Annotated in this window: 8 protein-coding genes; 6 read left to right on the top strand and 2 right to left on the bottom strand. The window is 30.3% G+C overall.

Annotated features, from left to right (window positions below; all coding sequences use genetic code 11):
- Positions 1 to 29: 29 nt before the first annotated feature.
- The 6 genes from M3P09_RS09795 to M3P09_RS09770 all read left to right on the top strand — a co-directional run bounded on the left by M3P09_RS09795 (position 30) and on the right by M3P09_RS09770 (position 10,285).
- A complete protein-coding gene (locus tag M3P09_RS09795) occupies positions 30 to 4,433 on the top strand; it encodes a translocation/assembly module TamB domain-containing protein (RefSeq protein ID WP_249972998.1) in 4,404 nt (1,467 codons plus the stop codon).
- 152 nt (positions 4,434 to 4,585) lie between these two features.
- Entirely contained in the window at positions 4,586 to 5,572 is a 987-nt protein-coding gene (gene pfkA, locus M3P09_RS09790; protein WP_099566130.1) for a 6-phosphofructokinase, read from the top strand.
- Positions 5,573 to 5,590: 18 nt separating this feature from the next.
- Positions 5,591 to 6,592: a type I glyceraldehyde-3-phosphate dehydrogenase gene (gap, locus tag M3P09_RS09785; protein WP_099566129.1), complete on the top strand. Its 1,002-nt coding sequence runs from the start codon at positions 5,591 to 5,593 to the stop codon at positions 6,590 to 6,592.
- 77 nt (positions 6,593 to 6,669) lie between these two features.
- Complete coding sequence (locus tag M3P09_RS09780; protein ID WP_099566128.1) at positions 6,670 to 7,530, top strand: N-acetylglucosamine kinase; 861 nt, start codon at positions 6,670 to 6,672, stop codon at positions 7,528 to 7,530.
- Positions 7,531 to 7,555: 25 nt separating this feature from the next.
- Positions 7,556 to 8,788, top strand: coding sequence for an ATP-binding cassette domain-containing protein (locus tag M3P09_RS09775; RefSeq protein ID WP_249972997.1), 1,233 nt, complete (start codon positions 7,556 to 7,558; stop codon positions 8,786 to 8,788).
- A gap of 102 nt (positions 8,789 to 8,890) precedes the next feature.
- Positions 8,891 to 10,285 carry a response regulator gene (locus M3P09_RS09770; RefSeq protein WP_249972996.1) on the top strand — a complete coding sequence of 465 codons (1,395 nt, stop codon included), beginning with the start codon at positions 8,891 to 8,893 and terminating at the stop codon, positions 10,283 to 10,285.
- On the opposite strand, the gene M3P09_RS09765 is transcribed toward M3P09_RS09770, so the two are convergent.
- Both M3P09_RS09765 and M3P09_RS09760 read right to left on the bottom strand, forming a co-directional pair.
- Positions 10,286 to 10,666, bottom strand: coding sequence for a RidA family protein (locus M3P09_RS09765; protein WP_249972995.1), 381 nt, complete (start codon positions 10,664 to 10,666; stop codon positions 10,286 to 10,288).
- A 58-nt stretch (positions 10,667 to 10,724) separates the two neighbouring features.
- Positions 10,725 to 13,481, bottom strand: a complete 2,757-nt coding sequence (locus M3P09_RS09760) for a putative LPS assembly protein LptD (RefSeq protein ID WP_249972994.1) — start codon at positions 13,479 to 13,481, stop codon at positions 10,725 to 10,727.
- Positions 13,482 to 13,504 lie beyond the last annotated feature (23 nt).

The following is a 13,504-nucleotide window of genomic DNA, read 5'->3' as shown; positions in this document are numbered from 1 at the left end:
AAATAATATCAAAAATAGTAGGCATTTTATTGCTGCTTTTCATCATTTTGGTGTTGGTGCTTTCTATTCCCTTTGTTCAAACAAGTTTGGGTAATTATGCTACTAAAAAACTTAACAATGAGTTTGGTACTAATATAAATATTGATAAAGTTGGATTGCAGTTTAACGGAGACGTTGAACTAAAAAATATTTATATTGAAGATTACAAAAAGGATACACTTATTAATATTGCAGAACTTAATACATCAATTTTAAGCTTTAAAAATTTATATAATGGTAAATTGGTTTTTGGAGATATTGATATTATCGATTTAGTTTTCAATATAAAAACCTATAAAGATACTACCGATACGAATTTAGATATTTTTGTGGCGAAATTAGATGGCGACAACCCTGAAGTAAAAAGTGGTAATTTTTTGTTGTCTTCAAGTGATGTATCTATCTACGATGGGCATTTTAAGTTATCTGATGAAAACAGAGCGGTTTCAAAAAGACTAGATTTTGAAAATTTAAATATAAATGCAACTAATTTTTTAATAAGTGGGAGTGATGTAAGCGCTAGAATTAACACTTTAGCGTTTAAAGATAGTAGGGGCGTTGTTGTAAAAAACTTAATGACTAATTTTAGTTATACGCTAACAGATATGACTTTTGATAATTTAAATATTAAAACTCCAAATTCTGTACTAAAAGGCAATTTAAAATTTTCGTATAAGAGAGAAGACTTACAATTTTTTGAAGACAGAGTAATAGTTTCTGCAAACTTTAAGGACTCTAATGTTTTACTTAACGAATTAAACATGTTTTATGATGAATTTGGCAATAATCAATATGCCAGATTTAGTGTTGATTTATCTGGAACTTTAAACGATTTACAAACCACAAATTTAAGATTGAACACCAGCCGAAATACTAGAGTTTATGGTGATATTAAGTTTAAAAATTTATTTAGTAAAGAAGAGAATGATTTTTATATGGATGGTAAATTCAACAATTTATCATCTACATATAAAGATTTGACAGCATTGCTACCAAATGTTTTGGGGCAGGCTATTCCTTCTTCGTTTGATAGATTGGGCAAGTTTAAAATTATGGGGCAATCACAAATAACAGCTTCAACAATAAACGCAGATATTGAGATTAATACAGATTTAGGTTTTGTAGATTCTAAACTGGAAATAACAAAGATTAATGATATTGATAACTCATCTTATAAAGGCAATATAATTTTTGAAGAGTTTGATTTAGGAACTTTAATTGAAGACCCAAAAGTTGGTAACACATCACTTAATTTAAATGTAAACGGTACAGGGTTTATTGCAGAAACTATAGATACTCAGGTAGAAGGAGATGTTTTTGATATTATTTATAATGACTATAATTATAAGAAAATTAAAGTAGCAGGTAATGTTAAGAACAGAATATTTGATGGTAATTTAATTGCTAATGATAAAAATTTACAATTAAATTTTAATGGTCTTGTTGACTTTTCTGGAAGTATAAAAAAATATGATTTTGCAGCTAATGTAGATTATGCCAATTTAAAAGCACTAAACTTTATAAAGAATGATAGTATTTCAATCTTTAAAAGTAAGGTGAAAATGAATATGAATGCCAATAGCTATGATGATGCTTATGGTAGAGTGTTGTTTAGGAATACATCATACAAAAACCAAAAAGACACGTATTATTTTGATGAGTTTGCAATATCGTCAAGGTTTGATAATGATGTACGATTTATAGAAATTAACTCGCCAGATATAATACAAGGAAGCCTTGAAGGAAAGTTTGTATTTAAAGATATAAAAAAGCTTTTCGAAAATTCATTAGGGCATATTTATACCAATTATATTCCACATGAAGTAACAGCAAACCAAAGTATCGACTTCAATTTTAAAATTTATAATAAAATTGTTGAAGTCTTTTACCCAGATATTCAATTAGGTAAAAACACTTTTGTTCGTGGTAGGGTTGAGAGTGAGGAAGAAGAATTTAAGCTCACATTTAAGTCGCCCAAAATTAAATTATTAAATCATTTTGCTAATAATATAGAACTACAAGTAGATAATAATAACCCATTATTTAATACATATGTAGAGGTAGATAGTATAAATACTAAGTACTATAATGTATCTAAGTTTAACTTAATTAATGTAACAGTTAATGATACTTTGTTTATGCGTTCAGAGTTTAAAGGTGGTAAAAAGAGTAGCGATGTATTTAATTTAAGTTTTTACCATACAATTAATGAAGAAAATGAATCAGTAATTGGATTTAAAAAATCTGACGTAACGGTCAAAAACAGTAAATGGTTTATTAATGAAGATAAAGATCGATTTAATAAAATTTCGTTTGATAAGAAACTTACAACTTTTACAATTGATAAGCTTAAAGTAAATCATAATAATGAAGAAATTAAGCTTTCAGGTTTTATAAAAGATTCAACTCAAAAAGATTTAAAGTTGAATTTTAAGAATGTTGATTTAGCTAAAATAACACCAGATATAGATAGTTTATCGTTGGCAGGAAATGTTAATGGTAAGTTAGACATTTTACAACAGAATGGTAGCTATTTGCCAAATTCATCAGTTATAATAGATAACTTTAAAGTTAATAATTTCCCTTTAGGCTCATTTGATGCTACAATAGCTGGTAATGAAGATTTATCTAATTATAATGTAAATGCGGTTATTAAAAATGATTTCTCAAAGTCATTTAGTGCAATAGGAGACATAAGTGTAGTTGGTAAAAAATCGAATATTGATGTCGATTTAACCTTTAATGAATTTAATTTAAAACCATTAAATCCGCTGTTGCAAGATGTATTATCTAATATTAGAGGGTTAGTAACTGGTGAAGCTAAAGTTGTAGGCAACTTAAAGCGACCAAACATAAATGGGGAACTCGCTTTGGAAAATTCTGGGTTTGGAATACCTTATTTAAATGTAGATTATAGTTTTAACGAGATAGCTTCAGTAGAATTAGAAAATCAAAGTTTTATATTTAAGAATGTTCAGTTAACAGATACTAAGTTTAATTCTTCAGGGCGATTAAACGGAGCGTTAAGTCATGTAAACCTCTCAAAATGGGGCTTAGATTTAAATATAGATACAAATAGACTATTAGTATTGGATACTAAAGAAACCGAAGAAGCTTTGTATTATGGAACAGGCTTTATTGGAGGTAATGCTAGTATAAAAGGGCCAACAGAAGAATTAGTCATTAATGTGATTGGTGAAACCAAAAGAGGAACAGTTTTTAAAATACCGCTTAGTGATGCAGAATCTTTTGGTGATAATTCATTCATTCATTTTATTACAAAAGAAGAAAAAATAGCTAAAGAGCAAGGCGTAGACATTGCTTTTGAAGAGGTTAAAGGGTTAGAATTAAATTTTGATTTGGATATTACCGAGGATGCCGAAGTTGAAATAATTATAGATAAAAGTACAGGACATACATTAAAAGGAAGAGGAGTAGGTGGTCTTTTAGTTGAAATAAATACTAATGGAAAGTTTAATATGTGGGGAGATTTTTCAGTGTTTGAAGGTATTTATAATTTTGCTTTTGGTGGTTTAGTACAAAAACAGTTTATAGTACAACCTGGTGGTACATTAGCTTGGGAAGGAGAGCCTTTAAAAGCCAGAATTAATATGGATGCTATATATAAAACCAGTGCCAATCCATCACCTTTATTAGATAATCCTATAAATAGAAGTATTCCTGTAGAACTAAAAATAAGCTTAATAGGTGTATTGGAACAACCAGAACCACAATTCGAGTTTCAATTCCCAACTGCTAATTCATCTATAAAGTCTGAGCTTCAGTATAGATTAGATTCTGAATCTGAAAGAGAAAATCAAGCTCTTTATTTTTTAGCAAGTGGAGGTGCATTTCAAAATAGAGGATCAAGTGATTTAAATTTTTCTGGAACTATAGCAGAAAGACTTAATGGTATAGTAAATGGTATTTTTTCAAGTGAAAATGGAAAATTTGATTTTGGATTTAACTACGAGGTTGGAGAAAATCGACCAGATTATAAGACAGACGATAGAGTAAGTGCGACAATTCAAACTAAAATTAGTGATAAGGTTTTATTTAATGGAAAACTGGGAGTTCCTGTGGGTGGAGCTACCGAAACTGTTATTGCTGGTGATGTAGAAATAAATTTTTTATTAAATGAAGAAGGCACGCTAACCGCTAAGGTATTTAATAGAGAAAATAGCATTCGCAATTTTGGAGAAAAAATTGGTTATACCCAAGGCGTTGGTTTATCATACAATGTAGATTTTGATACCTTTAAAGAATTAATTCAAAACTTATTTAAAAAGAAACCAAAACAAGAGGCTGAATTATCCAATGAATCTGAAAAAGACGAAGAGGATACTTCACCAGACTTTATTACTCATAAATCATCTTCAAAAAAGAATAATTAGCAGTTTTCTCAACTTTTTGTTGCATATTTTTTTATAAAATCATTTTTTTTATTAACTAAAACGTTATAGTTTAACAACTATCGTTAAAATATGACATATGTTATAAATTTGTAATATTAGTTTACTAATTTTACTTAATAATTATAAAATTAATGCCAAATAAAATAAAAAAAATAGGTGTTTTAACATCAGGTGGAGATTCACCAGGAATGAATGCAGCCATAAGATCTGTAGTTAGAACTTGTGCATATCATGATATAGAATGTGTTGGTATTTATCGCGGTTATGAAGGTTTAATGGAAGGCGACTTTAAAGCTATGGATGCTAGAAGTGTAAAAGGCATTATTAACAAAGGAGGCACTATATTAAAATCTGCGCGTTCAAAAGAATTTAGAACTAAAGAAGGAAGACAGCAAGCTTATAATAAATTAATAGAGGCAAATGTTGGTGGTTTAGTTATTATAGGAGGAGATGGATCGTTTACAGGAGGGCTTATTTTTAACCAAGAATTTGATTTTCCAGTAATGGGAATACCAGGTACTATTGATAACGATATTTTTGGTACTTCTCATACATTAGGTTTTGATACAGCGCTAAATACAGTTGTAGATGCTATAGATAAAATACGAGATACAGCTAGCTCGCATAACAGGTTATTCTTTATAGAGGTTATGGGTAGAGATGTTGGGCATATTGCTTTGAACACTGGAATTGCTGGTGGAGCTGAAGAAATTTTAATTCCAGAAGAAGATTTAGGGTTAGACAGATTGGTAGAATCTTTAAATAAAAGTAGAAAATCTGGTAAAACATCAAGTATAGTTATTGTAGCTGAAGGAGATAAAATTGGAAAAAATATTTTCGAACTTAAAGATTATGTTGATGAAAACATGGAAGGCTATGATGTAAGAGTGTCAGTTTTAGGGCACATGCAGCGTGGTGGAGCTCCATCTTGCTTTGATCGTGTTTTAGCCAGCAGGATGGGAGTTAAAGCCGTTGAGTCTTTATTGGAAAGTAAAACTAATTATATGGTGGGATTACTAAATAATAAAATAGAGCTAACTCCTCTAGATAATGCCATTAAAGGAAAAACTAAAATAAATTTAGAATTATTGCGTGTCTCAGACATTATGAGCACTTAAACATTTATAATTAAAATTATGTCAAAATTAAAAGTAGGAATTAACGGATTTGGTAGAATAGGAAGAATAGCTTTTAGAGTAGCTGTTGCAAGACCAAATATTGAAATAGTTGGAATTAATGATTTGTTAGATGTAGAACATTTGGCATACTTATTAAAATACGATTCTGTACATGGTAAATTTGATGGAACTATTGAAACAGAAAAAGGAAAGTTAATAGTTAACGGAAATGAAATTAGAATAACTGCCGAACGTAACCCTGAAGATTTAAAGTGGGACGAAGTTGGAGCAGAAGTTGTTTTAGATTGTACAGGTATATTTACAACCTTAGAAGGAGCCCAAAAGCACATCACAGCAGGAGCTAAAAAAGTTGCTATATCTGCACCATCAGCTGATGCACCTATGTTTGTAATGGGAGTAAATCACAATAAAATTACTGCAGATGATACTATTGTGTCAAACGCATCATGTACAACTAACTGTTTAGCCCCATTAGCTAAAGTAATTAACGATAAATTCGGAATAGCAGAAGGATTAATGACAACAGTTCATGCAGCGACTGCTACACAATCTACTGTTGATGGTGTTTCAAGAAAAGATTATAGATTAGGAAGAGCTTCATTAAATAACATTGTGCCTGCTTCTACGGGAGCTGCAAAAGCAGTAGGTAAAGTAATTCCTGAATTAAATGGAAAGCTTACAGGTATGGCATTTAGAGTTCCAACTGTTGATGTTTCTGTAGTAGATTTAACTTGTCGTCTAGAAAAAAGCGCTTCTTTTGAGGAAGTTAAAGCGGCTTTAAAAGATGCATCAGAAAATGAATTAAATGGTGTTTTAGGATATACAGAAGAAGGTGTAGTATCTCAAGATTTTGTATCAGAACCAAAAACAAGTACATTTGATGCTAATGCAAGTATGGCATTAAATGATAATTTTGTTAAATTAGTATCTTGGTACGATAATGAGTTTGGCTATTCAACTAAGTTAGTTGATTTAGCACAACATATTGGTTCAATATAAATATTTAATATAATTCCACAGAATTGTCTTCCTTAATAATTGTTTGATAATTCTGTGGATTTTTTAATTTTAAACTTATGATTTTAATTGTTGATAGTGGTTCTACAAAATCAGATTGGATTGCAGTAGATAAAGACGGTAACAGATTGTTGGAAAAAATCCGTACTAAAGGTTTAAATCCTGCCATATTACCAGAAAAAAAGCTAAAAAAAATAATTAAAAAAAGTAAAGATTTAAAAGAAAACAGGAACATTGTTACTAACGTGTTTTTTTATGGCGCAGGTTGTGGTACTCCTAAAGCAAATGCACTTTTAAAAGGAGTATTACAAGATGTTTTTGTAAATGCTGCTATTGAAGTTAGTGAGGACACAATGGCTGCTGTTTTTTCTACTATAAATCATCCTAAAGAAGCTGCAGTTGTATGTATTTTAGGGACTGGGTCTAATTGTAGTTATTATGATGGAGAGAAAGTTCATCAAAAAGTAAAATCTTTAGGATACTCTATCATGGATGATGCCTCTGGAAACTATTATGGGAAACAGTTAATCAGAGATTATTATTTTAATCAGATGCCCGAAAATGTAAAAATTGCTTTTGAAACAAAGTTTAATGTTGAGGATGATTATATAAAATATAACTTATACAAACAACCTAACCCTAATGCATATTTAGCAAGCTTTGCAGAATTTATGTTTTTACATAAAGATTCAGAATACACGATTGAGCTTATAAAAAGAGGTATTCGATTGTTTACTAAAACTATGATAATGCAATATAAAGAAGAGCTTAAAACTGTTCCCGTGCACTTTGCAGGATCCATTGCATTTTTCTCTCAGAAGGAAATTAAAGAAGTTGGAGAAGAAATGGGCTTTACTGTTGGTAATTTTGAGCGAAGACCTATAGAAGGTCTAGTATCTTTTCACATAAAAAACTTATAGGTAACTTAAAAAAAACAATAGTTTTTTGCAAAAACACATTGCGCTTTATATTTCCAATAAAGATGATAAGAATCAACTTATCGAGCATATTTTATCAAAAAATTCCATAATTAATTATTCAAAATTAAAAGGTGCAATATTTTCTAAAAAAACATTGGATAAGTTTATAGATGAAGAAGTTCGTCATGGAAACTTTAATATTGTTACAAGTACAAAAAATAGCTTACTAAACTCTTCTGAAGGTGAGCGTAAAAAGGCATTACTAAAATACCTTATTTTACAAAATCCTGAATATATTTTAGTTGATAATGTTTTTGGTAATTTAGATGTTAATGCGCAAAAAAATATTGAAGAAACATTAACAAAGCTAAGCCTTAAAATACCAGTAATTCAAATTACTAATAGAAAAAAAGACGTACTTCCATTTATCGATAGGATTTATAAGTTGGAAAATAAAACCCTAGTTTTATGTAAAGAAACTGAAACTACAAAGAAAGAAGAAATAAAGCATTTCTCTCAAGATTTACCAAAACCATACAATTTAATAAAACCCCAATTTGATTTATTAGTAAAGTTTAATAATGTTACAATACGCTATGGAGACAGAACTATTGTTAAAAATATTAATTGGCAAATTAAACCAGGCGAGTTTTGGCAATTAGTAGGACCAAATGGTTCCGGTAAGAGTACCCTTTTAAGCCTTATCTCTGGTGATAACCCTAAAGCATACAATCAAGATATTACTTTATTTGGAGTTAAAAAGGGTAGTGGTGAGAGCGTTTGGGATATTAAACGGAAAATAGGTTATTTTTCTTCTGAATACTTAAGGGGGTTTGAGCGTCTACACTCTATTGAAAAAATGATTATTTCGGGTTTCTTCGATTCTATCGGACTTTATAAAATACCAAGCGAAAGACAAATTATGTTAGCGCACCAATGGCTTAAGGTTTTGGATATGTTCGATATTAAAACTAAGAGTTTTTTAAGCTTATCTGTGGGACACCAACGATTAGTTTTAATTGCTAGAGCCATGGTTAAGCATCCACCATTACTTATTTTGGACGAGCCCACAAACGGTTTAGATGATAATGATGCAGAGTTGTTTTCCAAATTGGTAAATAAAATAGCTTCAGAAAGCAATACAGCCATTCTATATGTTTCTCACAGAAAAGAAGAAAGCCTATTAAAACCTAGTTTTATTTATCAATTATTACCAGAACCTACAGGATCTATAGGTAAATCTATTAAAACTTCTTAATATTTTATAGCAATACTAGTTCGTAAGTTATACTTTTGATATTTAGTATATTTATAAATAAGTTTGTTTAAATAATTATTGATGCCTTTTTATAAAAACCCAATGAGACCAATACAAGCAAAAATTGTTTTATCAATTTTTGTGCTCATTGCTTTTGCTGTTATTTTCTTTGTTGGCTTTAATTATATTGAGTCAAGTTCAGACTTAAAGAATATAGCTTTACTGCTAGCCTTTATAATGATAATTATGGCGGTTGTGGCGTTTCATTTTTTTAAACACCAATATTCAAATGAGTTAGAAGTTGAAAACTTAAATAATCTTATAATAGATTTAAAGCAAAAATTAAATGAAGCATTTGATACAGCTGAATATAAATCTATTTATTTGGCTAATATGAGTCATGAAATAAGAACACCTTTAAATACAGTTTTAGGAATGCTAAATATGTTGAAAGAAACTAATTTAGATGCAGACCAAAAAGCACAAGTCGAAATTGCTGATTACTCTTCTGAACATTTATTGCAATTGGTAAATATGATTATTGATAATTCTAAGGCAGATGAAGGTACCATAAATTTAAATTTAGTGGCTATAAATCTAAAATCAGATTTATCTAGATTATTTAAAATATTTGAATATCAAGCTTGGGAAAAAGGCTTAGAACTAGAGTTTAAATTTTTATTTGAAGATGAAAAAAAGTTTTATGTTTTAGGAGATTCTTCAAAAATTCAACAAGTACTTATTAACTTAATTAATAATGCTATTAAGTTTACCAATAATGGAAAAATTACAATAATTGTTGATCAAACGGTTAGTATTGATGAAGACCAAATTGTTACTTTTTATATAAAAGATACAGGTATTGGTATGCGATCTTACGAAGTTAAGAGAATCCTTGAAACTTCAGAAAATGTAGGATTATCCGATTTTAAAGATTATAGAGGAGGAGGTTATGGACTTTCAATTTCGAGAGACTTAGTAAAATTAATGGGAGGCGAACTTAAAATTGAAAGTAAAGAAAATAAAGGCACTACGTTTTATTTTAGTTTACAACTTAAAAAGACTTTAAATATTGAAGCCATAAGTACAGAGATTAAACCAATACTCCTAAATAAGTTTAATGTATTAGTAGCAGAAGATAATAGGATGAACCAAAAAGTGATAAAGTTTTTGTTAGAACAACAAGGAGCCGATTGTACTTTTGCTAAGAATGGATTAGAGGCAGTTGATTTATACAAGATTTTAGATTTCGATATGGTATTTATGGATATTTATATGCCAGATTTAGATGGTTACCAAGCTACTGAGAAAATCAAAAGAACAAGGAAGTATAACAAGCATAAAACACCTATAATAGCAGTTTCTGCCAGTGCTTTTGAAGAAGATATTGAAAATGCTAAATTAGCTGGTATTGACGATTTTTTGGCTAAGCCAATTGAGGTAGAAAAATTAAAAGAATTACTTGTTAAATATGCCTCGGTTGATGAACCAGCTTAGCTATTTTATAGCTATCATGCTAATCTCAACATTTACATTTTTTGGCAACCTCGCAACTTCTACTGTTTCACGTGCAGGGGCATTAGTATCGTCAAAATAGCTTCCATAAATGACGTTAATTTCTGAAAAATTATTCATATCACTTATAAATATTGAAGACTTAATAACGTTATCAAAAGTCATGTTAGCAGCTTTTAAAACAGCTTTCATGTTTTCCATAACTTGTTTAGTTTCTGTCTTAATATCACCTAATATTAACTCACCTGTTTTTGGATTTAATGCAATTTGTCCAGATGTATAAAGGGTGTTTCCGCTTAAAACAGCTTGATTATATGGCCCAATAGGTGCTGGTGCATTTGTTGTAGTAATAATTTTTTTCATCAAATTAGTAATTTTTGTTATTCCCTCGAAGCAGGGTACCTGATTGTTTTTTTTAACCTTAAAGCCTTTGATCGGGTTGCCTACGTTTTTCGTATTTAAGATCTTTTAGGATATTAGATTTTATTCCTATGAAGAAATTCCACGAACTTCTTGCACTAAAAGGAACCCAACTAAAATTCATTCGCCAACTTAATAAATCACGTTCAAAACGCAACTGGGTATAAGTGAATCCTTTGTCTTTTAGATCGTAACCTGAAGATGCGCCTACAGACCATTTAGGCGACAATTCTATATCTCCGGAAAACATGAGTGAGTGTGAGGATATTTCACTTTGCCTTCTAGAGTTAGAATAATTAACAGCATATGCCAAGCGTAAACTCCAGGGTATTTTAAAATTATAAAACTCACTAGGCTCTTCCTCTTCTTTATCTCCCTTTTCTTCATTGAATCTAGAAAAATCTTCAGAAACCCCAAATAAGTCGTCGTCACGACCACCGCTACGTAAATTTTCCTGTATAGCAGCTCCACTTTCACTATCGTTTTTTTGATCCCCTTTACCACCAGAAAGCGAATAACTTGCTGTTAGGTTTGCACTAGTTAATCTAAAAAGACTGCCACCATTGTCAATGTTAAATTTATCAATACGATTGTTATTATTGTCTAAAGCATATGGATCTAAAGTTGCACCAAAATTTAAACTTAACTTATTTTCAAATAATTGAGTACCTCCACTTACTCTAACAGGACTCCATTGTAGCGAGTCTCCAGCAAAATTGTATGAAGTAGAAAAATTTAAGTTATTAAGTAAAATAATCTTTTTCGGTTCAGTTGCTGTACTGTCTTTATCTCTTACTTTAGCTTCAAAATTATTAGCTATAGATATGCCCATAGAGCTAGAAAAGTTTTTACTTGGAGTTCCAAAAAGGCCTTGCTCAAACCTCGTAAATTCAACATCTTCAGTAGTTAATCCGTCTGCACTAACAACTTCATATGTGTCATAATATTTGTCAAAAGCAGGGTTGATATTATAGCTTATTGATGGACGAATGACATGACGAATAGCATGAATTTTTGGATTTTCACCTTCTTTTTTAAAGTTAAACATCCCATAAATTGTTGTCCCTAAACTAGTGCTAAAATTATATGTTCTAAAAGAATCAAAGCCGTTTATTGTTTCAGTTATTACCTCATCATTCACGTTATCGTAATATCTATCTATAGTCTTAAAAGTCCATACTTCGTTTAAACTTGTAGAAGCACTCAAACTAAAATGTTTAAATACTTTAAAGTTTGTACTTAAAGGAACAGTATGTTGAAAACCAGCTTTTGCATCATCAAACATTTCCTTTTTAAAGAAAAGTGAGTCTGTAGTTTGTATTCTATTTTCTCCTCTTACACTATACTGAAGGTTTATATTTTGTATAATACCTTTTTTTGATCCAACTTTAGGTGCAAAAGGAAATATTCTACTTACGTTTCCTTGAAATGTAGGAAGCGTCATATTAATTTGTTCTGTATTTGTATTTTGAGAATGCGTAGCCGTTACACTGAAATTTACTGATGGTTCTCCTTCAAAGGTTTTAGAGTACGATACGGATGATGCTAAAGTGTTATTCAAGAAAGCACCTGAATTCACTTGATTAAGTGATGTTCTGTAATAAGTACTACTACCTAAGTTTACCGAAGCAGAGAAGCGTGAGCTTGGGTTAGCTTTACTATCTTGACTATGCGACCAACGTAAATTATATACCGTAGATTTTCCGTAATCTGGAAAACCACGCTCGCTAGTGATTAAATTTTCATATCGAAATCCAACATTTCCTCTAAACTTATAGCGTTTAGCATATGTGTTTTCTAGGCGTAATCCATAACTGCCGTTAGTATAATAATCACCTAAAACGGCTAAATCGACGTAATCACTTATGGCAAAATAATATCCTCCGTTTTGTAAAAAGTAACCACGATCGTTTTGTTCACCAAAGCTTGGGATGATAACACCGGAGGTTTGTTTCTCAGATTGCGGAAAAAAACCAAAAGGCAAGCCAATTGGTGTTGGTACATCGTAAATAAAGAGGTTTGCTAAACCAGTTACTATTTTTTTTCCAGGCACAACTTTTGCTTTTCTTAGCAAGATGTAATACTCTGGATCTTCCAAATCTTCGGCAGTGGTATATTTTCCTCTATGTATAAAATAAACTGAATCGTTTTCTTTTTTTGTTATTTGAGCAATTACAGTACCTCCAGATTGTTCTGTTTTTGAATTGTAAATAAGAGCTTTTTCTGATTTTGTATTAAAAATAATGGAATCAGGTTCTACAATATTTGCTCCTTGAGTAAAAATTGGTGCTTGAGAGTACTCCCCAATAGAATCTAGTATACCTTTAGCATAAACAGTATTGGTGCTATAATCTATAGTTATACTACCAGATTTAATATTTATGTCACCATAATCTATTTCAGCTTCATTGTATAAATATAATTTTTGCTTTTTTTGATTGAAGGACGTGTAATCAGTAGCTTTATACTTTACAATATGCTCTAATGTTTCTTTTTTAGGCTTTATGGAATCTGTTGCAGTAGTGTCTTGTGATTTTTCTGCTGGAGCTTCAGATTTTATAATATCCTTTGCATTAATAACCAGACTATCTTTAACAGTAGGTTTAATGCTATCTGTAGGTTTCTGTATATCTTGAGCGAAGCTAAACGTGTTAATAAACACTGTAAAACTTAATGCAAAAAGTATTTTAAAGTTGTTTGTATGCAACGCTTTTAAATGTATTTTTGTAAAAGTATGGCTCGGTTTTTGAATTGCCAAAATTACATATATTTTTCTGTGAT

The sequence above is a fragment of the Jejuia spongiicola genome (assembly GCF_023502325.1).
GTDB lineage: Bacteria > Bacteroidota > Bacteroidia > Flavobacteriales > Flavobacteriaceae > Wocania_A > Wocania_A spongiicola.
This window is presented reverse-complemented; position numbering and strand designations above follow the sequence as displayed.

Bases quoted from the DNA above. Each gene is read 5' to 3' on its own strand.
- pfkA (WP_099566130.1), top strand. From the start codon at position 4,586: ATGCCAAATAAAATAAAAAAAATAGGTGTTTTAACATCAGGTGGAGAT.
- gap (WP_099566129.1), top strand. From the start codon at position 5,591: ATGTCAAAATTAAAAGTAGGAATTAACGGATTTGGTAGAATAGGAAGA.
- M3P09_RS09780 (WP_099566128.1), top strand. From the start codon at position 6,670: ATGATTTTAATTGTTGATAGTGGTTCTACAAAATCAGATTGGATTGCA.
- M3P09_RS09770 (WP_249972996.1), top strand. From the start codon at position 8,891: ATGAGACCAATACAAGCAAAAATTGTTTTATCAATTTTTGTGCTCATT.
- M3P09_RS09765 (WP_249972995.1), bottom strand. From the start codon at position 10,666: ATGAAAAAAATTATTACTACAACAAATGCACCAGCACCTATTGGGCCA.